This window comes from Micromonospora sp. DT41 (assembly GCF_049841715.1).
Lineage (GTDB): Bacteria > Actinomycetota > Actinomycetes > Mycobacteriales > Micromonosporaceae > Micromonospora > Micromonospora profundi.
In genome coordinates this window covers 19259-43140 of the sequence record NZ_JBNCKU010000023.1, presented here as the reverse complement: position 1 = coordinate 43140, position 23882 = coordinate 19259, and the positions used below count along the sequence as shown (strand labels likewise).

The window sequence follows — 23882 nt, the reverse complement described above, 5'->3', positions numbered from 1 at the left end:
CGTCGGGTCACGGCAGCTGGGCGCCGGCCCCCGGGGCTGGACCGACGGTCAGGTGACCGCCTGCCGGTGACGGTCGTCACCTGAGCGTGGATCGGTGCTCCGCGCCATGTCGCCGGCTGCGGGGCTACGCGGGCCGGGTGCGGGCGCGGCGCCAGACGAGGTGCCTGCCGCCGACGTGGCCGGTGCGGGGGTGGCCGGTGCGGGGGTTGCCGGTGCGGGGGCGGGCGTGGCATTGGCCGCGGTGGCCGCCGCGATCGTCGCGTCGATGGTCTGCTTGTCCGGCCAGCGCAACGCGGCGATCGTCATCAGCACCACCCCGACGGCGCTCCACACCCCGACCACCATCGGAATGGAGAACCGCTCGGAGAGCATTCCGGTGATCAGCACCGCGAGGCCCTGGATGACCTGGACGCCTGTCGCCATCACGCCGAAGGCGCGCGCCCGGAAGCCGGCGGGCAGCGCCTGGACGAACAGCCCGTTGGCCATCGGCAGCATGCCGGCGACCGCGAACCCGCAGAGGGCGGCCAGCAGCGCCACCACCAGCGGAGACGGATTCAGTAGTGCCGGCACCAGCACCAGCGGTGAGAGCACCGCGAGCGGGCGCATCAGGGCCAGCCGGCGGGCCGGGCCGAACAGCCGGCTCACCAGCAGCCCGCCGAGGATGAAACCCACCGGATTGGCGACCATGATCACCGCTTGCGCCGTGCCGGGGTTCATGTTGACGTTCGGGTGCTCGTTGGCCCAGGCGGCGGCCAGCCCTTCCGGAACGATCGAGAAGAGCATCGCGCTGAACACCAGCACCGCGATGGCCCGCAACACCGGTGTGCCGAACACGATCTGGAACCCCTGCGCGGTCTCCCGGAGCAGGTGGCTGCGGTGCGCGCTTGTCATCAGCGCCGGTCGGTTGCGCACCCCGAGGCGGACCAGCAGCGCGGAGACACCGAACGTGACCGCGTTGAACAGCAGCGCGGCCCTCGGATCGATCGAGGCGATGGCCGCGCCGAACAGATAGCCGACAACCTGGGCTGCCTGCCCGATGCTGCTGTTCAGCGACAACCCGACCACCAGCCGGTCCCCGGTGAGGATCTGCGGCATCAGCGCGGACTTCGCGGCCTGACTCGGTGGGTTGGCGAGCGTCGTGGCGAAGATGAGCACCAACAGCGCCGGGACCGGCAGGTTCGGAAGGGCGATGAGCAACATCAGCGCCATCCGGATCAGGTCACACAGCACCATCACCCGCCGGTACGGGTAGCGCTCGGCCAACGCCGCGAGCAGCGGGCCACCGACCAGCCACGGCAGGTAGCTGATGGCGAACGCGGCGGCGGAGAGCGCGACCGACTCGGTCTGCCGGTAGACGAGGAGGGTGACGGCGGCCTTGGCGACGTAGTCGCCGATCCAGGAGAGGGCCCCGGCTGCGAAGACAGCTCGGAACTCGCGCTGGGCGAACACTTCGCGAAAAGTGGCCGGGCCCTCCGCGGAAGGTCGCTCGTCAGGCACCGTCGCCTCCATCGGCCCCCGGAACAGCCGCTCGTGACAGCCCGGCCGGGAACACTCGTCAGATCTACGGGTCAGCGAGGATGTGACCACGTTCCGGCGGGAACGCGTGTTTCGGATTCTGCCCGATCGTCTGACAACTAGCTAGGGCGAACGGCTCGTTCGTCGCATCCCCGACTGAACGAACGGACGATACCTGAGGGGCCGGGCGGCTCGCGACCCCTGCATCGGCGGCCAGCGCTGCCGGGCCAGATCGCCGAGGTCAGGTGGCACCACCCTGACCCGTCTCACCTTCGGCCAACGGTCGGCTCGGCGCACCCTGATAGATGCGGGAGGCGGCGATCTGCGCGGTGATCCCCGAGTTCTCCAGCGCCTCCGCCAGCCTGCGGCGCAGCTCCCGGCCCACAGCGAACTGGCCGTCCGCTGTCGTCTTCACCACCGTACGGATCACCGCACCATCCACTGTCATCTGCTCGACACCGAGCACCTCGGGCGCCTCCACGATCTCCGGCGACAGCTCCGGGTCGAGCGCCACCGAGGCTGCCGCCGTCCGCAGTACGGCGCTCGCCTCCTCGGTGCCGCTGAACCCGATCGGCAGGTCCACGACCACAAGCGCCCATCCCTGGCTCTTGTTGCCCACCCGGATGATCTCGCCGTTGCGGATGTACCAGAGCACGCCCCGGCCGTCGCGGACCGTGGTGACGCGGAGCCCGACCGCCTCGACGACACCTGTCGCCTCTCCCAGATCGACGTTGTCGCCCACGCCGTACTGGTCCTCGATGAGCATGAACAGCCCTGCCAGCAGGTCCTTGACCAGGCTCTGCGCGCCGAAGCCCAGCGCGACGCCGGCGATGCCGGCGCTGGCCAGCAGTGGCGCGAGGTCGAAGCTGAACTCGCGCAGGATCATCAGCAGCGCGATGCCGAAGACGAACGCGGTGGTCAGGCTGCGCAGCACCGAGCCGATCGCCTCGGCCCGCTGCCGACGCCGTTCGGGTACGAACTCGGCCGGGTCGACAGCGGCGGTGGGCACCCGCTCGCGCAGCGGCCGCAGCATCGTCGGCACAGCGCCCTCGGCTGTGGTCCGGACCAGACGGTTGATCGTCCGGTGCAGCGCCCAGCGGGCCACCATCGCCAGCACCAGGATCAGCAGCACCCGCAGTGGCTTGAGCAGGATCCAGTAGCTGCCCTCCGCGAACCATTCCGACCTGGTCATGCGGTAGAGGAATTCGCAGGAGGTGCTGCCCTGGCAGTTCACCGATCCGACGGTGGGCAGGGCGAAGGGGGTCACGCTGGCGGCACTCACACTGCCTTCGTACCGCAAGGGGCCCGGCCGCCCATCGGCGACCCACCGGCCGGGTGAGATCCCGCCGAGGGCTGGGTCGGACCGGCCTGAACCGGCCATCGTGACAGGTGCGGTAAGGAGCTTCATGTCCGACCCCGGATTAGTACGTGCAATCCGGGGTCCGATCAGGGACGATTGGCGCAACGGACGTCGGTGATCGGACGGGCGTCGACCGTTCGGGCCGTCATGCCCGACCTCGGTCGGCGGTCCTCCGCAGCAGCCGCTGAACCGGGAGGGTGACCGCGATGCCTGACATACGACCCACTGTGGGCTCCGGCGCGCTTGTCCTCAACGCCACCTACGAGCCCCTGTGTGTCGTGTCGGTGCGTCGTGCCGCGATCCTCGTGCTGACCGCCAAGGCTGTCTGCGTGGCCGACGGCGACGGCATCCTGCACAGCGCCCGCGACGCGCTCCCGGTGCCGTCAGTGGTTCGGTTGACCCGCTTCGTCCGGGTGCCGTACCGCACTCATGTGGGGTTGTCCCGGCGGGCGATCTTCGCCCGGGACGGTTGGCGCTGCGCCTACTGCCGCGGGCCGGCCGAGACCATCGACCACGTGTTCCCGCGTAGCCGGGGCGGCCGGCACGCCTGGGAGAACGTGGTCGCCGCGTGTGCCAGGTGCAACCACACCAAAGGTGACAAGACGCCGGCGGAGTTGGGCTGGCGGCTGCACGCGCTCCCGGCCGCTCCGAAAGGCACCGCCTGGCGGGTCCTCGGGCACCGCGCTCCGGACCCCCGCTGGGCGGACTGGCTCGACCTGCGGGAGCCCGAAGCCGCCGCCTGAGCCGAGGCCTGGTCGCGGCAGGGCCTGCGTCTCCCGCCGTCAAGCGCCACGGGCCTTGACCAGCGACGCGAAGACCACCACGTTGTCCGAGTAGCCGGTCTCACCGCCGACCCATCGGCCGCCGCAGGTGATCAGGCGTAGGCCGGGGCGGCTGAAGTCGCCGTACACCTCGTCGACGGGCAGTCGCCCCTTGTCGAAGTGGTCCACCGAGTCCACCTCGAAGACCGCCACGCTGTGGTCGGAGCGGGTCACCTCGATCTCGTCGCCGGAGCGCAGTTCGCCGAGCTGGTGGAAGACAGCAGGCCCGCTCGTGGTGTCCACGTGTCCGACGATCACCGCCGGGCCGTACTGGCCGGGGGTGGGGCCCTGGTCGTACCAGCCGGCCTCCTGGGCGCGGGCGGCGTCCGGCACGGCGATGGTGCCGTCGGCGGCGATGCCCACGTCATGCACCGGAGCCCGTACGTCGATCTTGTTGATGGCCAGGTCGGTTGGTCGACTGGCCGGCAGCACCGGGAACTTCTTCGGCGGTGGCCGCAGGCCGGCGCTGAGACTGTCCGGCAGGACGTTGATCCCAGTGACCTGTTCGATGCCGAGCATCGTGACGATCAGCACCATCACGGCAGCGACGGCAAGCACCGGCAGCCCCGGCCCCGGGCCGAACCGGCGACCCGCCAGCGGCGACCCGACGGGACGACGGCGCGGCGGCAGCGGGCGGGCATCCGGGTCGGTGGTGGCGACGCTCGCTGCAACCGCCTGGCCGGCGACCCGACGCAGTCGGCGCGAGGCGCCGGCCACCAGCCGACCGGAGGCGCGCAGCGCCGTCCCGGCCCGCTGTCGGGCACGGCGCTCCGGCCGCGTACGCGCGGATCTGCGGGTCATGGCCTGCCCGGCTCAGGAGCCGGCTCCGGTCCGACGCCGGCTGCCCGCCATGCCCAGCGCGACTGCGACGCCCACCACTGCCACGCCGCCGAGCACGAGCATCGAGCCGGTGCCCCGGCCGCCGGCGGTGCCGCCACCACCGGTCGCCGGTCCCTTGCTGGGCGATGCCATGTTCAGCACTGTCAGCATGGTGGAGGCCGTCTGGTTGTTCTGGCACTTCAGGTCGACCGGGTAGTCACCGGGCTGCTTGTTGGCCGGCACTGTGACCTCCCCCTTGAGGAAGCCGTTGTCCGGCCTGAGCATCACGTGCCCGAACGCGTCGGAGTGCACGTTTGCCTGCCGGTCGTTGTTGTTGTCGCAACTCGCCTTGATGCTCACCCGGCTGCCGGCCTGGACGCTGTTGGGCGTCACCTCGATGAAGGTGTTCTCACCGGCTCGCGCCGGTGCCACCGACAACAGGACGAACGCCCCGACCAGCCCCAACAGTGTCAGTGCGGACGAGAGCGCGCGGTTGATCGTGCGAAGTCCCTGCATGATTTCCCCCTCCCGGCGTCGACCGCCGGAACCCTCCCCTGGGCACGCCGCTGAGTTCCCGCTGGCCCGGGGGCAAACCCGCGAACGAGCAGGGTCAGCGGCGGGGACGGCAGGGTCAGCGGCGGGGACGGCAGGGTCAGCGGCGGGGGACGGCGGGGTCGGCGGGCGGGAGTGGGTGGATCGGCTGCCAGTGCAGCGGCGACGAGAGGACCATCGTGCTCGACGGCTGGCCGTACGGGGCGAGCCGGTCGATGACCCCCTCGAAGTCGTCGATCGAGCCGGCGGCCACCTTGAGCATGCTGCACGCGTCCCCGGTGATCCGGTGGATCTCCAAGATCTCGGGCCAGCCGGCCACCTCCGGGTCGTGCAGGATGCAACGCGCCCCATAACAGGACATTCGGATCAGCGCGACCACCGTACGACCGGCCCGGGTCAGGTCGACGTGGGCGTGATAGCCGACGATCACCCCGGTCTCCTCCAGCCGGCGGACCCGCTCCGCAACCGCTGGTGGGGACAGGTGCACCCGTCGCGACAGCTCGCTGAAGGAGAGCCTCGCGTCGGCCTGCAACTCGCGCAGCAGCGCCCAGTCCATGTGGTCCACGCTGCGACCTTACTTTCGTGAAGCCGATTCGCCCACCTGCCTTTCGTTCGCCATCTCAGGCCGGGAAGTGCCGTTGATCAGGCATTCCATCTGCCGATCCAACCGCGGGATCATGTTGTCGGCACATCCGGAGGGAGACGACTGGTGGATCAGACGGAGCAGCGGGCGCCTAACCGCGGCGTCACGGTACGACCGGTGACCCCGCGTCAGCGGGCCGCGCGGGCCGCACGCAACGGCGGCGAGCCGACGCTGGAGTTCGCCGAGCTGGTGCCGTATGACGCCTACGTGCGGGCGAGCGCACTGCACCAGTTGCAGCAGCCACTGAGCGACGACCCCGGCGAGATGTCCTTCCTGGTGGTCAGCCAGATCATGGAGCTGTACTTCGGGCTTACCTGCCACGAGCTGCGCGACGCCCAGCGCCTGCTGCGCGAGGACCGGATCACGGAGGCCCTGGCCCCGCTGCGCCGCGCCACCCTGCACCTGGAGGGCCTCAACGCCTCCTGGAAGGGTCTGCGCTGGATGACCCCTGCCGACTTCAACAGGTTCCGCAACCTGCTCGGTGAGGGCTCCGGCTTCCAGTCGGCCATGTACCGGCATCTGGAATTCCTGCTCGGCCTGCGGGACCCGGCGCTGATCCGACCGTTCCGCCGGCAGACCGAGGTGTACGCGGCGCTGACCGCCGGGCTGGCCGCACCGAGCCTCTGGGACGACGTGGTGGCGCTGCTCGCCCGGAAGGGCTTCGAGATGCCCGCCGACCTGCTCAACCGGGACGTGGCTGTCGAGCACGACCCGCACCCGACGGTCGAGACGGCGTGGGTGCGGATCTACGCCGACGGCGACGCGGACAACGAGCTGCGGCGGCTGGGCGAGGCGCTCAGCGGTGTCGCCGAGGAGTTCGGCGACTGGCGCTGGAACCACGTGAAGGCAGTGCAGCGGACAATGGGCGCGAAGGTCGGCAGCGGCGGCTCGGCCGGCCTGGCGTGGCTGCAACGGAGCATGGCCCGGGTGGTCTTCCCGGAGCTGTGGTCGGCACGTACGGCGATGTGAATCGAGAGCGAGACACCCCTGTGGACACCCCTGCAACCGACCTCCTGGCCTTCGTCGCGGGCGAAGTCGACGGACTGGACGTCGCCACCGCCGAAGCGCGGGCGCTGCGTCTCGACGAGGCCGACCCGGGTCACCGGCACCTCTTCCACGTGCCGCCCGCCGACGGCGGCGAGCACCCCGAGTCGGCGTACCTGGCGGGCAACTCGCTCGGCCTGCAACCACGTGCGACCCGTGACGAACTCCTCGCCGACCTGGACGACTGGCGCCGGCTCGGCGTCGAGGGGCATGTGGAGGCGGGGCGGCCCTGGCTGCCGTACCACGAGCTGTTGACAGCGCCGGCCGCCCGACTGGTCGGCGCCCGGCCCGCGGAGACCGTGGTGATGAACTCGCTCACGGTGAACCTGCACCTGCTGATGGTCAGCTTCTACCGCCCGGCGGGGGAGCGCACCCGCATCGTCATCGAGGACACGGCGTTCCCCTCGGACAGCTACGCGGTGCGCAGCCAGGCCCGTTTCCACGGTCTGGACCCGGACGCCACGGTCGTGCGGCTCAAGCCCCGCCCCGGCACCGACACGCTCGGCACCGAGGACGTCCTGGACTTCCTGGCCCGCGAGGGGCACACGGTGGCGCTGCTGATGCTCGGTGGCGTCAACTACCTCACCGGCGAGTTGATGGACATCCCGGCGATCACCGCAGCCGGGCGGGCCGCCGGCGCGGTGGTCGGCTGGGACCTGGCGCACGCCGCCGGCAACGTGCCGCTGGCCCTGCACGACTGGGACGTCGACTTCGCCGCCTGGTGCTCCTACAAGTACCTGAACTCCGGTCCGGGCGCGCTCGGTGGCGTCTTCGTGCACGAGCGCCACCTCGGCAACCCCGATCTGCCCCGCTTCGAGGGCTGGTGGAGCACCGAGGCGGCCACCCGTTTCGAGATGACCCCGGAGTCCCGCCCACCGGCCACCGCCGACGCCTGGCAGATCTCCAACCCGCCGATCTTCGCGATGGGCCCGGTGCGCACCTCGCTGGAGCTGTTCGACTCGATCGGCATGCCGGCGCTGCGCGAGCGCAGCCTGCGGCTCACCCGCTGGCTGGAACTCCTGCTCGACGAGGTCACCGCCGACCGGCCGTTGCAGGTCGTCACCCCCCGTGACCCGGCCCGCCGGGGCTGCCAACTCTCCGTCCGGGTCGGTGCCGGCAACGCCGCCGAGCTGACCAAGCGGCTGCGGCACGAGCACGGCGTGATCGCCGACGCCCGGGAACCGGACATCGTCCGCTTCGCCCCGGTGCCGCTCTACTCCACCTACCACGACTGCTGGCGGGCCGCCGCCGCGCTCGCCGCGACGGTCGCGCAGTCCTCGACGAAGGGGCAACCGCGATGACCTCCCGGCGCGACGAGATCGCGATCATCGGCGCCGGGCTGGCCGGCAGCCTTGCCGCCTGCTTCCTCGCTCGACGCGGCTACCCGGTGGTCCTGTACGAGCGTCGGCCCGACCCGCGTGCCGGCACTGCCGAGCGTGGGCGCTCGATCAACCTCGCGCTCTCCGAGCGTGGCCTGGACGCGCTGCGCCGGGTCGGTCTCGACGAGCAGGTGATGGCCGACGCGCTGCCGATGCGTGGCCGGATGATCCACCCGGTCGAGGGGGAGCCGCAGTTCCAGTCGTACAGCGCCGCCGGTGACCGGGCGATCAACTCGATCAGCCGGGGCGCGCTGAACAACGCCCTGCTGGACGCCGCCGCCGCGCTGCCCGGTGTACGCGTCGTCTTCGACCACCGTCTCGTCGGGCTCGACCCGACGAACGGCAGCCTTACCTTCGAGACCCCGCAGGGCCAGGTCGCCGCCAAGGCGTCCGTGGTGCTGGGCGCCGACGGTGCGGGTTCCGCAGTACGCGGGCAGTTGCTCGCCGACGGTCTGCTTACCGAGAACGTGGACCTGCTCGACTACGGCTACAAGGAGCTGACCCTGCCGCCGCTGGGTGGGGACTTCGCGCTTGACCCCGACGCGCTGCACATCTGGCCGCGCGGCACCTCGATGATGATCGCCCTGCCGAACCCGGACCGGTCGTTCACCTGCACGCTGTTCTGGCCGAACGAGGGCGCGGGCAGCTTCGCGGCGCTTGACAACCCGGCGGCCATCGAGCACTACTTCGCCAGGCACTACCCGGACGTGGTGCCGCTGGCCCCGAACCTTGTCGACGACTACGAGAACAACCCGGTGGGTGTGCTCGGCACCGTCCACTGCGCCCCCTGGCAGGTCAACGGCACCGTCGGCCTGCTGGGCGACGCGGCGCACGCCATCGTGCCGTTCTACGGGCAGGGCGCCAACTGTGCCTTCGAGGACGTCGTCGAACTGGACCGCTGCCTCGACGAGTGCGCCGACGAGTGGTCGGAGGCGCTGCCGCTGTACCAGCAGCGGCGGCACGAGAACGCCGAGGCCATCGCGACGATGGCGCTCACCAACTTCGTGGAGATGCGCGACAAGGTCGCCTCGCCGGTCTTCCAGCTCAGCCGTCGGGTGGAGCACGCTCTGGAGCGGGCGCTGCCCGGCCGGTACGTCTCCCAGTACGAGCTGGTGTCCTTCTCCACCACCCCGTACGCCGAGGTTCGCCGTCGGGTCCGGCGGCAGCACCGGGTGCTCGGCGCGATCGCCGGTGGTGTCGCGTTGTTGCTGGCCGGCGCGGTCGGCACGGCGCTCAGCCGAGGACGGCGCGGATGACCGGCCACTGGGATCCCGAGCTGATGACCGGTCGGGCGCCGGCCGGGCCACAGCGGTTGCGCAACTTCGTCGGCGGTGAGTTCGTCGACGGCGGGTCGACGTTCGCCAAGGCCAGCCCGGTGACGGGTGAGCAGGTCTTCGAGGTGGACGAGGCATCACGATCCACTGTGGACGACGCGGTGGCCGCCGCCCGCGCGGCACTGCGCGGCCCGTGGGGCCGAATGGGGGAGCGGGAACGCGCCGAGGTGCTGCGCCGGGTCGCCGACGAGTTGGAGCGACGCTTCGACGACCTGGTCACGGCGGAGGTCGCCGACACCGGCAAGTCCATCTCCCAGGCCCGCACCCTTGACATCCCGCGCGGCGCGGCGAACTTCCGCGCGTTCGCGGAGATCGTGGCGACAGCACCCACCGAGTCGTTCACCACTGTCACCCCGACCGGCGGCCGGGCTCTCAACTACGCGGTCCGCAAGCCTGTCGGTGTGGTCGCTGTCATCGTGCCGTGGAACCTGCCGCTGCTGCTGCTCACCTGGAAGGTGGCTCCGGCTCTGGCCTGCGGCAACGCGGTGATCGTGAAGCCCAGCGAGGAGACGCCCGCCTCGGCGACAGTACTCGCCGAGGTGATGGCCGCGGCCGGCGTACCGGCGGGTGTGTTCAACCTGGTGCACGGCTTCGGGCCGGACTCGGCGGGCGAGTTCCTCACCCGCCACCCGGGGGTGGACGCGATCACCTTCACCGGCGAGTCGGCCACCGGCGGGGCGATCATGCGGGCCGCCGCCGACGGCGTGAAGGCGGTGAGCTTCGAGCTGGGTGGCAAGAACGCCGGCCTTGTCTTCGCCGACGCCGACCTGGACGCCGCGGTGGCCGGATCGGTGCGGTCCAGCTTCACCAACGGCGGGCAGGTGTGCCTGTGCACCGAACGCATCTACGTGCAGCGCCCGGTTTTCGAGGAGTTCACCGCCCGGCTCGCCAAGCGGGCCGGCGAACTGGCGTACGGCTGGCCCACCGACGAGGCCACCGCCACCATGCCGCTGATCTCCCGGCAGCACCGGGCCAAGGTGCTGAACCACTACGACCTGGCCCGCGCCGAGGGTGCCGAGGTGCTGGCCGGCGGGGGTGTGCCCACCTTCGGGGACACCCGTGACGGCGGATCGTACGTGCAGCCGACAGTGCTCACCGGCCTCGGCCCGGACGCCCGTACCAACCGTGAGGAGATCTTCGGCCCGGTGGTGCACGTCGCGCCGTTCGACACCGAGGACGAGGCGTACGCGCTTGCCAACGGCACCGAGTACGGCCTGGCGGCGACAGTGTGGACCCGGGACGTCGGCGTCGCGCACCGGGCCGGCGCCCGGCTGGACGCAGGCATCGTCTGGGTCAACACGTGGTTCCTGCGGGACCTGCGCACCCCGTTCGGCGGTGTGAAGGCGTCCGGCATCGGCCGTGAGGGCGGCGTGCACTCGCTGAACTTCTATTCCGAACTCACAAACGTCTGCGTGGATCTGTCGTGACCCGACGCAGCGAGGAGCGGGCATGAGAGCTGACATCGAGGGTGCGAACCGGGAGCTGGCCGAGGCCCGCAGCACCGGCAAACCGTGTCCGCCGCTGCGCGGGCGGCTGCTGCCGGAGGGGGACGTCGAGTCGGCGTACCGCGTGCAGCAGCTCCAGGCGCGGGCCTGGCAGGACCGCGGCGAGCGCCGGGTCGGCGCGAAGATCGGGCTCACCTCCCGGGTCGTGCAGGAAGCCTTCGGGGTGTTCCAACCGGACTTCGGCGTGCTCACCGACGTGATGGCTGTCGGCGACGGCGTCGAGGTGGACATCGACCGGCTGCTTCAGCCTCGGGTCGAGGCGGAGATCGCGTTCGTGCTCGACAGGGACCTCGACGACCCGCAGATCACCACAGTCGACCTGATCCGCGCTGTCGACCACGTGCTGCCGGCAATCGAGATCGTCGACTCGCGCATCGCCGCCTGGGACATCTCCATCGTGGACACCATCGCCGACAACGCCTCCAGCGGGCTCTTCGTGCTCGGCACCTCGCCGCGCCGGCTCGCCGACGTCGACCTGCGGCTGTGCGGGATGGTGCTGGAGCACGCCGGTGAGCCGGTGTCGGTGGGCGCGGGCGCGGCCTGCCTGGGCAACCCGTTGCACGCCCTGCACTGGCTGGCCGGCACGCTCGCGCGCGCCGGTGACCCGTTGCGTGCCGGCGACGTGGTGCTCTCCGGGGCGCTCGGGCCGATGGTGTCGGTCACCCCCGGCGCCGCGTACGAGGCACGGATCTCGGGGCTCGGCTCGGTGCGGGCCTGCTTCTCGCGAGGAGAGTCAGCATGAGTGGCGGCGTGGCGGTGCTCGGTTCCGGGAACATCGGCACCGACCTGATGATCAAGGTGTTGCGGCTGAGCAGTGCCGCCGATGGGTCGCGACTGCGGGACTCCGCTTCGCTGCGTTCCTCGCGCTCCCCGGCGAGCCTCCGGATGGTGGCGATGGCCGGCATCGACCCGGCCTCCGACGGCCTGGCCCGTGCCCGCCGGCTCGGCGTCGCCACCACCGCCGAGGGCGTCGACGGGCTCGTCGCGATGCCCGAGTTCGCCGACGTCGAGCTGGTCTTCGACGCCACCTCGGCCGGCGCGCACCGACGTCACGACGAGGTGCTGCGCGCCCACGGCCGTACCGTCGTCGACCTGACCCCGGCCGCCATCGGCCCGTACGTGGTGCCGCCGGTCAACCTGGACGAGCACCTGCACGAGCCGAACGTCAACATGGTCACCTGCGGCGGGCAGGCGACAGTGCCGATCGTCGCCGCCGTCGGGCGGGTCACCCCTGTGGCGTACGGCGAGATCGTCGCCTCGATCGCGTCTAAGTCGGCAGGGCCGGGCACCAGGGCCAACATCGACGAGTTCACCGAGACCACGGCGCGAGCCATCGAGGTGGTCGGCGGCGCCGAGCGGGGCAAGGCGATCATCGTGCTGAACCCGGCCGACCCGCCGCTGCTGATGCGCGACACCGTCTACTGCCTCTGCCCGGACGCCGACGCCGACACCACAGCCATCGCCGCCTCGGTGGCGCAGATGGTGGCGGCGGTCCAGGAGTACGTCCCCGGCTATCGGCTCAAGCAGGACGTGCAGTTCGAGCGGGTGCAGGCGTACCTGCCGACGCTCGGGCGGCAGCTCACCGCCCTACAGGTGTCGGTCTTCCTGGAGGTCTCCGGCGCCGGGCACTACCTGCCGGCGTACGCCGGGAACCTGGACATCATGACCTCCGCCGCGCTGCGCACCGCCGAGCGGCTGGTGGCCCTGCGCTCCTCGGAGGTGGCTGCGCGATGACCGACCTGTACATCCAGGACGTGACGCTGCGCGACGGCATGCACGCCGTCGCCCACCAGTACACGGTCGACCAGGTGCGGACGATCGCCGCCGCGCTGGACGCCGCAGGGGTGGCCGCGATCGAGGTGGCGCACGGCGACGGGCTCGCGGGGTCAAGCGTCAACTACGGTCACGGCGCGGCAAGCGACGCCGAGTGGATCTCGGCAGCCGCCGAGGTGCTGACGACGGCGAAGCTCACCACCCTGCTGCTGCCGGGCATCGGCACCATCGCCGACCTGAAGGCCGCGAAGGCGCTCGGCGTGACAAGCGTGCGGATCGCCACCCACTGCACGGAGGCCGACATCTCCGCCCAGCACATCTCCTGGGCGCGGGAGAACGGCATGGACGTGTCCGGCTTCCTGATGATGTCGCACATGAACGATCCGGCCGGGTTGGCCGGGCAGGCCAAGCTCATGGAGTCGTACGGGGCGCACTGCGTCTACGTCACCGACTCCGGCGGCCGGCTGCTGATGTCCGACGTGGCGCAGCGGGTCGACGCGTACCGGCAGGTGCTGGAGCCGGAGACGCAGATCGGCATCCACGCCCACCACAACCTGTCCCTCGGCGTGGCCAACAGCGTGCTCGCCGTCGAACACGGCCGGATCTCCGGGTCCGCAGCCGTCGGCGCCGACGCGACACACGGGCGGACCGTCCGCGTCGACGCCTCTCTCGCCGGCATGGGCGCGGGCGCCGGCAACGCGCCGCTGGAGGTCTTCGTGGCGGTCGCCGAGTTGCACGGTTGGAAGCACGGCTGCGACGTGTTCGCGCTTATGGACGCGGCGGACGACCTCGTCCGCCCTATTCAGGATCGGCCGGTCCAGGTGGACCGGGAGACGCTCTCCCTGGGCTACGCGGGGGTCTACTCCAGCTTCCTGCGGCACGCGGAGCGAGCTTCGGAGCGCTACGGCGTCGACGTCCGGTCGATCCTGGTCGAGTTGGGTCGCCGTCGGATGGTCGGCGGCCAGGAGGACATGATCGTGGACGTGGCACTCGACCTGGCCGCTAAGCAGCCTGCGGGCGCGAGGAGTGAGCCGGGTCTGCGAGCCCCGCAGTCGCGAACGAAGGATGAGTCCGTGAGCGCGAGGAGTGAGCCGGGTCTGCGAGCCCCGCAGTCGCGAACGAAGGATGATGCAGCATGATCGGCGTGGACACCCTGGGCGTCGCGGCGAAGCTCGGCGAGGCCGCCGACACCGCCACCGCGATCCCGCAGCTCGCCGCCGAGGTGGGGCTCGACGTGCCTACCGCGTACGGCGTGCAGGCCGCGCTCGTGCAGCGCCGGCTGGAACGCGGCGAGCGGCTCATCGGGCTGAAGATGGGGCTTACCAGCAGGGCGAAGATGGCCCAGGTCGGTGTGGACGAGGTGATCTGGGGGCGGCTCACCGACGCGATGCGGGTGCCCGACGGCGGTGTCGTGGACCCGGCCGCGTACATCCATCCCCGGGTCGAGCCCGAGGTGGCGTTCCTGCTCGACCGGCTGCCCGAGCCGGGCGAGCCGGTGGGCGACTTCACAAGCGCGGTCCGCGCGGTGGCGCCGGCCATCGAGCTGATCGACTCCCGGTACGCCGACTTCCGCTTCTCGCTGCCGGACGTGATCGCCGACAACACCTCGGCCGCCGCTTTCGTGATCGGGCCGTGGTCGCCGGTTCCGGCGGGACTTGACAACCTCGGCGTGCTGCTGGAGGTCGACGGCCGGGTGGCGCAGGTCGGTTCGACGGCGGCGATCCTCGGCGACCCGCGTCGGGCACTCGACGAGGGCATCCGGCTGGCCGGCCGGCACGGCGTACGCCTGCAGTCCGGCTGGGTCTTCCTGGCCGGCGCTGCCACCGCTGCCGTCCCGCTGCGTCCGGGCGCCCACGTCCGCGCTGTTGTGGAGAAGCTGGGCACCGCGTCGCTGAGGGCGGCGTCATGACGGCGCGGGTCGTGGCCGGCAAGGCCGTGCCACGCGGCGCGTTCCCGCACGTCAAGGTCGCGGGCGGGTTCGTCTTCGTCTCCGGTACGTCGTCACGGCGGCCGGACAACACGTTCGCCGGAGTCGAGGTCGACGAACTCGGCACCACGAACCTCGACATCCGGGCACAGACACGTGCGGTCATCGAGAACATCCGGGACCTGCTGCGGTCGGTCGGCGCAGACCTCACCGACCTGGTGCAGGTGACGTCGTACCTGGTCAACATGAATGACTTCGGTGGCTACAACGAGGTGTGGGCGGAGTTCTTCGACGCGTCGGGGCCGACCCGCACCACAGTGGCGGTGCACCAGTTGCCCCACCCGCACCTGCTCATCGAGATCCAGGCCGTGGCCCTTCTTCCCTCGGGAGGTCAGTCGTGAGTGAAATCGCCGAACCGTTCAGCTTTCCGGGCTGGATCGCTGACAACCAGCACCTGCTGAAGCCGCCGGTTGGCAACAAGGAGATGTTCCCCGGCGGCGACGACTTCATCGTGATGGTGGTGGGCGGCCCCAACCAGCGCACCGACTTCCACGTCGACCCGTACGAGGAGTTCTTCTACCAGGTCAAGGGCAACATGCACATCAACCTCATGACCCCGGAGGGTCCGCGTACGGTGCACGTGCGCGAGGGGCAGATGTGGATGCTGCCGCGCAACACCCCGCACTCCCCGCAGCGCCCCGAGGCCGGCTCGATCGGTGTGGTCGTCGAGCGGGTCCGCGAGGAGGGCACCCTGGAGAAGTTCCAGTGGTACTGCCCGGAGTGCGGCAACAAGGTGCACGAGGTGGAGTTGCAGGTCCGCGACATCGCCGCCGACCTGCCGCCGGTGTTCCAGGCGTTCTACGCCGACGAGCAGGCGCGTACCTGCGCCAACTGCGGCACCCTGCACCCGGGTAAGGGCTGATGGCGGCAGGCGTCGTCGACGTGCACACGCACGTCGTACCGAAGGGTTGGCCGGATCTCGGCGCGGCGTGCGGCGGGTCCGGCTGGCCGTGGCTGCGTGTCGACTCCGAGCGCGCCGCGATGATCATGGTGGGGGAGACGGAGTTCCGCCCGATCGGCGCCGAGTGCTGGGACGCGTCCCGGCGGCTTGCCGACATGGACGCCGACGGCGTTGACGTGCAGGTGGTTTCGCCGACCCCGGTGTTCTTCAGCTACGACCGCCCCGCCGACCAGGCGGTGAAGATAGCCCGGATCTTCAACGACCTGACACTTGAGGTCACCGCTGCCGGCGGCGACCGGCTCGTGCCGTTCTGCCAGGTGCCGTTGCAGGACCCGGACGTCGCCTGCGCCGAACTGGACCGCTGCCTGGCCGCCGGGCACGTCGGCGTGGAGATCGGCAACCACGTCGGCGACATCGACCTGGACGACGCCGGCGTGGTCACCTTCCTGCAACACTGCGCCGAGGTGGGCGCTCCGGTCTTCGTCCACCCGTGGGACATGCCGAACAGCCCTCGGCTGGATCGGTGGATGGCCCGCTGGCTCACCGGCATGCCCGCCGAGACGCATCTGTCGGTGCTGGCGATGATCCTGGGTGGCGTCTTCGACAAGGTGCCGGAGACGCTGCGGATCTGCTTCGCGCACGGCGGCGGCAGCTTCCCGTTCTGGCTCGGCCGCGCCGACAACGCCTGGCACCGACGGGGTGACCTGGTTCGTGGCGCGTCCGCAGGCCCGCCCAGCAGCTACCTCGACCGCTTCCACGTCGACTCGGTGGTCTTCGCGCCTCCGGCGCTGCGGCTGCTCGTCGACACCATGGGGTCCGACCGGGTGCTCGTCGGCAGCGACTACCCGTACCCGTTGGGCGAGCGCCCGGCCGGTGCGGTGGTCCGGGCCGCCGACTTCCTGACCGACGACGAGCGCCACAAGCTGCTGTCCACAAACGCCCTGCGCTTCCTGTACGGCTGAGCGTCCGCCCGGCCGGGGCGCGCCGCCGTCCCCACGGGCGCGAGCAGATCTTGGACAGTTTCCGTTCGGGGCGGACGGAAACTGTCCAAGATCTGTTTGGTCTGCGGTCCGAGTGTCGGGTACGGCGGGTGGCGGCGGACGGCAGGATGACGGGATGGTTGAGCCGCACGACCTGACCGCGTTGGAGCAGGCAGCCGCCATGGCCCGTGGCGAGTTGTCAAGCGTCGACCTCGTCGAGCACTACCTGCACCGGGTGGCGGCCCTCGGCGACACCGTGGGCGCGTTCGTCACTGTCACCCCGGAACTCGCCCGCGAGGCCGCCAAGGCCGCCGACGCCGCACCGGCCGAGGCGCGCGGGCCGCTGCACGGCGTACCGACCGCGATCAAGGACCTCACCCTCACCGCAGGGGTCCGCACCACCTTCGGCTCGGCTGCCTTCGCCGACTACGTCCCGCCCGTCGACGCCGACGTGGTCCGGTTCATCAAGGCCGCCGGCCTGGTCAGCCTCGGCAAGACGACCACCTCCGAACTGGGGTGCTCGCTCTACTCCGAGGGCCGCGTCGCGCCGCCGGCCCGCAACCCGTGGCAGTTGGCGTACACCGCAGGGGGTTCCAGTGGCGGCGCGGCGGCGGCGGTGGCGGCCGGGCTGGTCCCGGTCGCACAGGGCTCCGACGGTGGCGGCTCGCTGCGCATCCCGGCGTCGCTCTGCGGCCTGGTCGGCTACAAGCCCAGTCGCGGCGTGGTGTCCGGCGGACCGCTCGGCTCCGGTGCGTTCGGCCTGCCCACGAGCGGCCCGCTCGGACGGACCGTCGCCGACGTCGCCGCGCTGCTCGACGTGCTGGCCGTGCCGGTGCCCGGCGAGCCCTACCTGGCGCAGCCCGCCCCGCCCGGGGGATACCTGGCCGCCGCCCGCCGGGCCGACCCCGGCCGACTGCGGATCGGCCGTTTCACCACGCCGATGCTCGCCGACGAGCCGGTGCACCCCGACTGCGTGGCCGCCGTCGACCGGGCCGCCGCGCTGCTCACCGCCGCCGGCCACGAGGTGGTCGAGGTGCCACCGCCGCTCGGCCCCGAGGCGTGGCCGCTGTTCGAGACCATCTGGTACGTGCTTGCGCTCTCCCCGGTGGACCCGCAGCGGGAGGCGGAGCTGCTGCCTCTGACCCGGCTGCTGCGTGCCCGGGGCGCCGAGATCTCCGCCGGCACGTTGGCAGCCACCCTCGGCGAGTTGCAGGCCCAGGTCCGCCTCGGTGCCCGCCGTACCGCCGGATGCGACATGCTGCTCTGCCCCACGCTCGCCGCACCGCAGGCGCCCATCGGCTGGTTCACTGCCGACGGTGACCCGGCAGCCGACTTCGACAGGCAACGCCGATTCTCGCCCTACTGTGCCATTTTCAATGTCACCGGTGACCCCTCGGTGTCCCTGCCGGTGGGCACGACGGCCGCCGACGGGCTGCCCGTCGGCGTGCTGCTCACCGGCCGGTACGGCCACGACGCGCGGCTTCTCGAGACTGCTGCGCAACTGGAACACGCCAGTGACTGGTGGGATCGCCACCCCGCAATCTGGCGGGCGGTCGACTCCGCTAACGTGAATAGCGACGGAATCGGCCGGCCACCATTGTGACCGTCCATCCGGCCCGGTTGTTCGAGGTCCTTCTTCCGCCTGGGGGCGTTGGGATTGTCTGTTACCGAGACGTTGCTGGTCTTCGTCGGCATCCCCGTGGCTGCGGTGTTGGTGATCGCCGGCCTGGCGTACGCCGGAAGCCGCGGCGGTGGCGGTGGCGGTGGCGCCAAACGCTACCGGCCCGGCCGGCCCTTCGACTTCACCCCGGTCTGGTTCCTGGGCCGCCCGGGGCAGCTGGCCGACTCGGCCGGCACCGCGCTGGCAGCGGGCGCGCAGGCACCCGCCCTGACCAGCCACAAGCTTGAGCAGGCCAGCGTCGAGGCGCCGGCCGGTGGAACCGGAGGCGCAAGTGACCGTTGGTGAGAAGCAGACCGGGACGGAAAACCCGCCGGAGGTGCTTGACGGGCCGTTCTCGACCCGCCAACTGCTGCGCATCGACGAGGCCCTGCGCCTGGCCGACCAGGGCACCGGCCTGGTCTTCTCGATCTTCGTCGGCGGCCTCGACGAGCCGGTCCGTGAGCACGCCCAGCGGCTGCACCGCCAGCTCGCCGACCCCGACCGGTCGGTGCTGATCGCGGTGTCGCCCAACCAGCGCCAGTTGGAGATCGTCACCGGGCGGCACGCCCGCAAGCGCATCCCCGACACGTACGCCAAGCTGGCCGCGCTCTCCATGGTCGGCGCGTTCAGCGGCGGTGACCTGGCCGGCGGCATCATCAACGGCCTCGACCAGCTGGCCAGCCACGCCGGCAAGGGCTGAGCCCTCCTCGTACGACGAAGCCCGGTCCCGCTCTCGGCGGGCCGGGCTTCGGCCTGTCCAGAGCTGCCGGTCAGCGCGGCCAGGCGGACGGGTCGAGTCGCATCTCCCACGGCTCGTCAACGGTCACCGGGTCGTCCGGGCCCACAGTGCCCAACAGCTCGTAGTGGTCGCCCTTGCCGAGCCGATAGCGGTAGACCACCGGGCCGAAGTCGCCACGTTCCACACGCCAGTAGTGCGCGATGTCCGCCTCGGCGTAGAGCGCCGGCTTGGTGAACCGGTCATGCCGGCGGCTGCCGACCGACTCGACTTCCAGGACGAGCGCGATATCCGCCGGCTCGGCCCACATCCGCTCGCGCGGTGCGCCTGGGCGCAACACCGTGAGGTCGGGGATGAGGTTGGCGCCGGGCACCCGCACGCCGATCTCCCGGATGACCCGCCAGCCGGTGGGTGCCGCCTGGCGCAGCGTCATCCGTACCTCGTCGGCCAGCTCGTGGTGCTCGGGACCGGCTGGAGGAGTCACGTGCAGGCTTCCATCGATGATCTCGTAGCGGTTGCCGTCGGTGGGCAGGTCGAACAGGTCCTGCTCCTGCCAGCCCCGATCCGGTGGTTGCCACTGGTAGATCGGATGTGCCATCTCGTCCACCTCCTCCCGTCACGATAACGCCGGGGGCCGGCGCGGGTTCACACCCACGCCGACCCCCGACGGTAGTAGCGGTCAGGCGCCCTGGGCGTCCTTCGCGCGTGCCTTGAGCGCCCGCACCACACCGTCGCGGCCCTCGGCGACAAGGCGGCGCAGCGGAGCGGGGTGCCCGTCCTCGGCCAGCCACGCGTCGGTGGCCGCCACCGTGTCGTCGTCCACCAGGTAGGTCGGGTACGCCAACTGGGCGAACTCCTGCGCCGGCTCGCTGTCCCGAGTTGCCCACACCTGACCCACCGCCGCGAAGTAGCGCTCCCGGTAAGGGGTGACCAGCTCCACCTGCGTCGGGTGGGCGAAGCCCTGCAACAGCGCCCGGTGCCGCCAGTTCGGCAGCGCCTCCGGGCCGGTCAGCAGATCCCACACGGCCGCCTTGTTGGCGGCGGTGGACACCAGCGCGTGCACGTACGCGGCCTCCCGCTCGCCACTTGCGGTGCGGTCACCGGCCAGCTCCGCCTCGATCTCGGCCGGGCCGGCCGCGCCGTTGGCCACGAGCGCGCCGAGAACCGCCCAGCGCAACTCCGTGTCCACGGTCAGCCCTTCGGGTGCGCCGGAGCCGTCCAGCCAGCCGCGCAGCGTCGCCAGGTCCTCGTCGGAGCGGGCCGCCGACGCGTACCCCCGAGCCCAGGCCAGCTGGAAGCCGCTGCCCACCTCGGCAGCGGCGAGCGCGTCCTTTGCCGTGCGGGCCAGGTCGGCCCAGCCGGTCGGCGCCCACGCCGGGTCGGCGTACAGGGTGAGTGCGGTGGTGGCCTGACGCAGTGTGGCGGTGACCAGGTTGATGTCGGTCTCCGCGGGCAGCCCCGCCAACACCAGCGCCACGTAGTCGCGGGCGGCCAGCTCGGCGTCACGGGTCATGTCCCACGCGGCGGTCCAGCACAGCGCACGCGCCAGCGACGAGTCGAAGCCGCCGATGTGCTGCACCACAGTCGACATCGACCGGTCGTCCAGGCGCAGCTTGGTGTAGCTCAGGTCGTCGTCGTTGAGCAGCAGCACGTCGGCCGCCCGCACACCGCGCAGCTCGGCGAGGTCGGTCCGCTCGCCGGTCACGTCGACCTCGTACCGCTCGCGGCGCACCAGCCGGCCGTCGGTCAGGTCGTACAGGCCCACGCCGATCCGGTGCGTACGCAGCGTCGGGTACGCCGCCGGCGCCTCCTGCCGGACCACCACCTGCTCGTACGTGCCGTCCGCGCCGATCGTCAGCTCCGGCCGCAGCGTGTTCACCTGCGCGGTCTCCAGCCACTGTGCCGCGAACTTGCGCAGCTCCCGCCCCGAGGCCGCCTCCAGCTCGGTGAGCAGGTCGTCGAATGTGGCGTTGCCCCACGCGTACTTCGCGAAGTACGCCCGCAGCCCGGCCACGAACGGCTCCTCACCCACGTACGCGACGAGCTGCTTGAGCACGCTCGCGCCCTTGGCGTAGGTGATGCCGTCGAAGTTGACCTCGACGGCCTCCATGTCCGGCATCTCGGTGTAGACCGGGTGGGTGGAGGAGAGCTGGTCCTGCCGGTAGCCCCAGTTCTTCCGGATGGACAGGAACGTCGTCCACGCCTCGGTGAACCGGGTGGCGTGGGTGTTGCACCAGTGGCTGGCCCACTCGGCGAACGACTCGTTGAGCCACAGGTCGTTCCACCAGCGCATGGTGACCAGGTCACCGAACCACATGTGGGCCATCTCGTGCAGGATCGTGTTGGCCCGCTGCTCGTACTCGAAGTCGGTGACCTGCGAGCGGAACAGGTAGTGCGACTCGGCGTGCGTCACGCAGCCGAAGTTCTCCATCGCGCCGGCGTTGAAGTCGGGCACCCACAGCTGGTCGTACTTCGGCAGCGGGTAGCGCACACCGAACTTCTCGTGGAAGAAGTCGAAGCCCTGCTTGGTGATCAGGAACAGGTCGTCGGTGTCCATGTGCTGCGCCATCGACGCCCGGCAGAACGCACCCAGGTCGATGCCGTCGTGGGTGTCGCGCACCTCGTGGTACGGCCCGGCGCACATCGCCGTGATGTAGGTGCTCATCCGGGGCGACTCGGCGAAGTGCAGCGTCTTGAGCCCTTCACCCGCCGGCTCCTCGCGCTGCACTGGCATGTTGGACACGGCCCGCCAGTGCGCCGGGACCGTGGCGTGCCAGGTGTAGACGCTCTTCAGGTCGGGCTGGTCGAAGCAGGCGAACACCTTCTGTGCGTCGGCCGTCTCGAACTGGCTGTAGAGGTACGTCTCGCCGTCGACCGGGTCGACAGTGCGGTGCAGCCCCTGGCCGCTGTTGGAGTAGGCGAAGTCCGCGTCGACGACCAGGACGTTCTCACTGGCCAGGCCGGACAGCGTCAGGCCCTTCTCGGCCGACCAGTCGGACAGGTCGACGGGAGCGCCGTTCAGGGTGGCGGATCGCACCGACTCGGCGGCCAGCTCGATGAACGTGCTCGCCCCCGGCTCGGTACAGCCGAACCGGACCTCGGTTGTCGACCGGAACGTGCGGCCTTCGGCCGCCAGCACGGCGGTTGACAGGTCCAGACTGATGTCGTACCCGATCACGTCGAGCAGGCTGGCCCGCTCGGTCGCCTCCACCTGCGTCAGGTTGCGCACTCCCGGCACTGTTCGTCTCCATCCCACATTTCGCCGTACGCCCGGCGGCGCCCGTCTGCCGACCACTTGTGGCGCCGGCCCGGCCCCGAGTCTTCCACGTACGGGCAGCCCGCGGTGGCCGAGGTCACGCTCTCACTCAGGTGCCGGTCGATGGGCTGCGGGGTGAGGATCGAGGGTGCGGCGTCGCACACCTGACGCCACCGTCATGAAGGGACTCACCGTGACCGATCGTGTCACCGCCGACATGTGGTTCGACCCGGCCTGCCCGTGGGCGTGGATCACGTCCCGCTGGCTGCTCGAAGTCGAGCAGGTCCGAGACGTGGACATTCGTTTCCACGTGATGAGCCTGGCCGTACTCAACGACGGCCGGGACGAACTGCCCGAGGAGTACAGGGAGTTCCTGAAGACCGCGTGGGGGCCGGTGCGGGTCTGCATCGCCGCCGAGCAGCGGTACGGCAACGACGCCCTGCGCCCGCTCTACACCGCGCTCGGCACCCGGATCCACCTCGGCGGGGAGGAGCGGGGCCACGACCTGTACGTCGCCGCGCTCACCGACGCCGGCCTGGACCCGGCGCTGGCCGCGGCGGCCGACAGCACCGAGTACGACGAGGCGCTGCGGGCCAGCCACGAGGCCGGTATGCGTCCGGTCGGCCAGGACGTGGGCACCCCGGTCGTCCACGCGCCCGGCCCCGACGGCTCTCCTGTCGCGTTCTTCGGCCCGGTGATCACGCCGGCGCCGAAGGGCGAGGCGGCCGGTCGGCTCTGGGACGGCGTGCTGCTGGTCGCCGGCACTCCCGGCTTCTACGAGCTCAAGCGCACCCGCGAGGAGGGCCCGATCTTCGACTGATCCACGCCTACCCGCGCCCCCGCCCGGTCAGCCTCGGTTGCCCTGGCGGGGGCGTGCCGCGCCGGACGACGGGTACGCCTCGCGGTCACGGCGTCACCGGTAGGCGGGCGGCGTCGTTTCCCTCGGTGTCCGCCGCAGCGACCCGCAGGGCCGCACACCGCAGCTCGTGGAGGCAATCCCGATGGCGAAGCACCGTGCGACCGGTGACGATCAGTTGACCCGACAGGGGGTGATCGAGACTCCCGACCCGGCGTACTGGTCGGTCGACGACTCCCGCTGGCCGGTGGTCCGGCCCGACCTTCCGGCCCACCTCGTGGACCTGCTCGCGCCGCCCATCGTGGTCGGCGTGGCCCGGGTGCCGGTCACCTCCCGCCTGACCCCGCCCACCCCGCCCACCGGGAGCGCACCCGTCGCGCCGTCCGGCAGCGCGCTGGTGGTGTCGACCACGTCGGCCGCCGAGCTCGTGTCGGCCGTTGCGCCCGTGCCGCCCCCGGCACCCGTGCCGGCCGCCGTGCCCGCGCCCGTCGTGCCCGTGGCGGCGGCTGCTCCGGCTGAGCCGGCCCCGCCTCCGCCTGCGCCCACCGCTCCGCGTCCCGTGCCGACACCGCCGTTGAGCCCGCGGCCGGTTCCGGCGCCGCCGCCCGAGCGTCCCGTGCCGGGGCCGCCCGCGTCGCCCCGCCGCAACGCGATCGGCGGCCCGGTCGGGACCGGCCGGCGAGGCAACAACGGCGGTCCGGTCGTCGCCGGCCGGCACCGCCGGCACAACGGCGCGTCCGGTCGCGCCGGCTGACCTCGCA

At 71.4% G+C, this 23882-nt stretch carries 23 protein-coding genes and 1 pseudogene; 17 read left to right on the top strand and 7 right to left on the bottom strand.

Annotation, left to right across the window (positions count from 1 at the left end; translation table 11 throughout):
* Window positions 1-48: 48 nt before the first annotated feature.
* Complete coding sequence (locus ACLQ23_RS28990; protein WP_425735705.1) at window positions 49-1509, bottom strand: MFS transporter; 1461 nt, start codon at window positions 1507-1509, stop codon at window positions 49-51.
* 247 nt (window positions 1510-1756) lie between these two features.
* Entirely contained in the window at window positions 1757-2923 is a 1167-nt protein-coding gene (locus ACLQ23_RS28985) for a mechanosensitive ion channel family protein (protein WP_355593943.1), read from the bottom strand.
* Window positions 2924-3081: 158 nt separating this feature from the next.
* Here ACLQ23_RS28985 and ACLQ23_RS28980 point away from each other — a divergent pair, with 158 nt between their 5' ends.
* A complete protein-coding gene (locus ACLQ23_RS28980) occupies window positions 3082-3618 on the top strand; it encodes an HNH endonuclease (protein ID WP_053653125.1) in 537 nt (178 codons plus the stop codon).
* Window positions 3619-3657: 39 nt separating this feature from the next.
* On the opposite strand, the gene ACLQ23_RS28975 is transcribed toward ACLQ23_RS28980, so the two are convergent.
* The 3 genes from ACLQ23_RS28975 to ACLQ23_RS28965 all read right to left on the bottom strand — a co-directional run bounded on the left by ACLQ23_RS28975 (window position 3658) and on the right by ACLQ23_RS28965 (window position 5632).
* Complete coding sequence (locus tag ACLQ23_RS28975; protein WP_355594026.1) at window positions 3658-4434, bottom strand: class F sortase; 777 nt, start codon at window positions 4432-4434, stop codon at window positions 3658-3660.
* 75 nt (window positions 4435-4509) lie between these two features.
* Complete coding sequence (locus ACLQ23_RS28970) at window positions 4510-4983, bottom strand: hypothetical protein (RefSeq protein ID WP_053653124.1); 474 nt, start codon at window positions 4981-4983, stop codon at window positions 4510-4512.
* Window positions 4984-5167: 184 nt separating this feature from the next.
* Entirely contained in the window at window positions 5168-5632 is a 465-nt protein-coding gene (locus ACLQ23_RS28965; RefSeq protein ID WP_053653008.1) for an Lrp/AsnC family transcriptional regulator, read from the bottom strand.
* A 144-nt stretch (window positions 5633-5776) separates the two neighbouring features.
* Here ACLQ23_RS28965 and ACLQ23_RS28960 point away from each other — a divergent pair, with 144 nt between their 5' ends.
* The 14 genes and pseudogenes from ACLQ23_RS28960 (at window position 5777) to ACLQ23_RS28895 (ending at window position 18973) form a co-directional block, all read left to right on the top strand.
* A complete protein-coding gene (locus ACLQ23_RS28960) occupies window positions 5777-6679 on the top strand; it encodes a tryptophan 2,3-dioxygenase (protein ID WP_425735704.1) in 903 nt (300 codons plus the stop codon).
* Between the two features lie 74 nt (window positions 6680-6753).
* The gene (gene kynU / locus ACLQ23_RS28955; protein ID WP_425881380.1) at window positions 6754-8055 is read left to right on the top strand and encodes a kynureninase; all 1302 of its coding nucleotides are present in this window, start codon (window positions 6754-6756) and stop codon (window positions 8053-8055) included.
* Window positions 8052-9389 (top strand): FAD-dependent oxidoreductase, encoded by a 1338-nt coding sequence (locus tag ACLQ23_RS28950; protein WP_425735703.1) that lies wholly within the window; start codon window positions 8052-8054, stop codon window positions 9387-9389. The genes kynU and ACLQ23_RS28950 overlap by 4 nt, the downstream gene beginning before the upstream one ends.
* Window positions 9390-9412: 23 nt before the next feature.
* Window positions 9413-10894, top strand: a complete 1482-nt coding sequence (locus ACLQ23_RS28945; protein WP_355594030.1) for a 2-hydroxymuconic semialdehyde dehydrogenase — start codon at window positions 9413-9415, stop codon at window positions 10892-10894.
* A 22-nt stretch (window positions 10895-10916) separates the two neighbouring features.
* On the top strand, window positions 10917-11714 hold the full coding sequence (locus tag ACLQ23_RS28940; protein ID WP_425735702.1) for a 2-keto-4-pentenoate hydratase: 798 nt from the start codon (window positions 10917-10919) through the stop codon (window positions 11712-11714).
* Window positions 11711-12706 carry an acetaldehyde dehydrogenase (acetylating) gene (locus ACLQ23_RS28935; protein ID WP_425735701.1) on the top strand — a complete coding sequence of 332 codons (996 nt, stop codon included), beginning with the start codon at window positions 11711-11713 and terminating at the stop codon, window positions 12704-12706. The genes ACLQ23_RS28940 and ACLQ23_RS28935 overlap by 4 nt, the downstream gene beginning before the upstream one ends.
* Window positions 12703-13755: pseudogene (dmpG, locus tag ACLQ23_RS28930) on the top strand (4-hydroxy-2-oxovalerate aldolase); the annotation flags it as partial. The gene ACLQ23_RS28935 and the pseudogene dmpG, both read left to right, overlap by 4 nt.
* A gap of 125 nt (window positions 13756-13880) precedes the next feature.
* Complete coding sequence (locus ACLQ23_RS28925) at window positions 13881-14654, top strand: 2-keto-4-pentenoate hydratase (protein WP_355593953.1); 774 nt, start codon at window positions 13881-13883, stop codon at window positions 14652-14654.
* A complete protein-coding gene (locus ACLQ23_RS28920; RefSeq protein ID WP_053653000.1) occupies window positions 14651-15073 on the top strand; it encodes a RidA family protein in 423 nt (140 codons plus the stop codon). The genes ACLQ23_RS28925 and ACLQ23_RS28920 overlap by 4 nt, the downstream gene beginning before the upstream one ends.
* The gene (locus tag ACLQ23_RS28915) at window positions 15070-15594 is read left to right on the top strand and encodes a 3-hydroxyanthranilate 3,4-dioxygenase (RefSeq protein WP_355593955.1); all 525 of its coding nucleotides are present in this window, start codon (window positions 15070-15072) and stop codon (window positions 15592-15594) included. The genes ACLQ23_RS28920 and ACLQ23_RS28915 overlap by 4 nt, the downstream gene beginning before the upstream one ends.
* Complete coding sequence (locus tag ACLQ23_RS28910; RefSeq protein ID WP_355593957.1) at window positions 15594-16595, top strand: amidohydrolase family protein; 1002 nt, start codon at window positions 15594-15596, stop codon at window positions 16593-16595. Before ACLQ23_RS28915 ends, ACLQ23_RS28910 begins: the two co-directional genes overlap by 1 nt.
* Window positions 16596-16749: 154 nt before the next feature.
* Window positions 16750-18216: an amidase gene (locus ACLQ23_RS28905; RefSeq protein WP_355593959.1), complete on the top strand. Its 1467-nt coding sequence runs from the start codon at window positions 16750-16752 to the stop codon at window positions 18214-18216.
* Window positions 18217-18288: 72 nt separating this feature from the next.
* Window positions 18289-18579: a hypothetical protein gene (locus ACLQ23_RS28900; protein WP_425881379.1), complete on the top strand. Its 291-nt coding sequence runs from the start codon at window positions 18289-18291 to the stop codon at window positions 18577-18579.
* Window positions 18566-18973 (top strand): DUF5130 family protein, encoded by a 408-nt coding sequence (locus tag ACLQ23_RS28895; protein ID WP_167943004.1) that lies wholly within the window; start codon window positions 18566-18568, stop codon window positions 18971-18973. Before ACLQ23_RS28900 ends, ACLQ23_RS28895 begins: the two co-directional genes overlap by 14 nt.
* Before the next feature lie 70 nt (window positions 18974-19043).
* On the opposite strand, the gene ACLQ23_RS28890 is transcribed toward ACLQ23_RS28895, so the two are convergent.
* Together ACLQ23_RS28890 and pepN are read right to left on the bottom strand one after the other, a co-directional pair.
* On the bottom strand, window positions 19044-19607 hold the full coding sequence (locus ACLQ23_RS28890; RefSeq protein WP_355593961.1) for a Uma2 family endonuclease: 564 nt from the start codon (window positions 19605-19607) through the stop codon (window positions 19044-19046).
* Between the two features lie 81 nt (window positions 19608-19688).
* The gene (gene pepN / locus ACLQ23_RS28885; RefSeq protein WP_355593963.1) at window positions 19689-22238 is read right to left on the bottom strand and encodes an aminopeptidase N; all 2550 of its coding nucleotides are present in this window, start codon (window positions 22236-22238) and stop codon (window positions 19689-19691) included.
* A gap of 220 nt (window positions 22239-22458) precedes the next feature.
* Between pepN and ACLQ23_RS28880 the strand changes: the two genes are divergently transcribed.
* Together ACLQ23_RS28880 and ACLQ23_RS28875 are read left to right on the top strand one after the other, a co-directional pair.
* On the top strand, window positions 22459-23085 hold the full coding sequence (locus tag ACLQ23_RS28880) for a disulfide bond formation protein DsbA (RefSeq protein ID WP_355593965.1): 627 nt from the start codon (window positions 22459-22461) through the stop codon (window positions 23083-23085).
* Between the two features lie 181 nt (window positions 23086-23266).
* Window positions 23267-23875, top strand: a complete 609-nt coding sequence (locus tag ACLQ23_RS28875; RefSeq protein ID WP_425881375.1) for a hypothetical protein — start codon at window positions 23267-23269, stop codon at window positions 23873-23875.
* Window positions 23876-23882 lie beyond the last annotated feature (7 nt).

Coding starts and splice junctions, on each gene's coding strand:
- ACLQ23_RS28990 (WP_425735705.1), bottom strand. CDS start 1,509: ATGGAGGCGACGGTGCCTGACGAGCGACCTTCCGCGGAGGGCCCGGCC.
- ACLQ23_RS28985 (WP_355593943.1), bottom strand. CDS start 2,923: ATGAAGCTCCTTACCGCACCTGTCACGATGGCCGGTTCAGGCCGGTCC.
- ACLQ23_RS28980 (WP_053653125.1), top strand. CDS start 3,082: ATGCCTGACATACGACCCACTGTGGGCTCCGGCGCGCTTGTCCTCAAC.
- ACLQ23_RS28950 (WP_425735703.1), top strand. CDS start 8,052: ATGACCTCCCGGCGCGACGAGATCGCGATCATCGGCGCCGGGCTGGCC.
- ACLQ23_RS28945 (WP_355594030.1), top strand. CDS start 9,413: ATGACCGGTCGGGCGCCGGCCGGGCCACAGCGGTTGCGCAACTTCGTC.
- ACLQ23_RS28940 (WP_425735702.1), top strand. CDS start 10,917: ATGAGAGCTGACATCGAGGGTGCGAACCGGGAGCTGGCCGAGGCCCGC.
- ACLQ23_RS28935 (WP_425735701.1), top strand. CDS start 11,711: ATGAGTGGCGGCGTGGCGGTGCTCGGTTCCGGGAACATCGGCACCGAC.
- ACLQ23_RS28925 (WP_355593953.1), top strand. CDS start 13,881: ATGATCGGCGTGGACACCCTGGGCGTCGCGGCGAAGCTCGGCGAGGCC.
- ACLQ23_RS28920 (WP_053653000.1), top strand. CDS start 14,651: ATGACGGCGCGGGTCGTGGCCGGCAAGGCCGTGCCACGCGGCGCGTTC.
- ACLQ23_RS28910 (WP_355593957.1), top strand. CDS start 15,594: ATGGCGGCAGGCGTCGTCGACGTGCACACGCACGTCGTACCGAAGGGT.
- ACLQ23_RS28905 (WP_355593959.1), top strand. CDS start 16,750: ATGGTTGAGCCGCACGACCTGACCGCGTTGGAGCAGGCAGCCGCCATG.
- ACLQ23_RS28890 (WP_355593961.1), bottom strand. CDS start 19,607: ATGGCACATCCGATCTACCAGTGGCAACCACCGGATCGGGGCTGGCAG.
- ACLQ23_RS28875 (WP_425881375.1), top strand. CDS start 23,267: ATGGCGAAGCACCGTGCGACCGGTGACGATCAGTTGACCCGACAGGGG.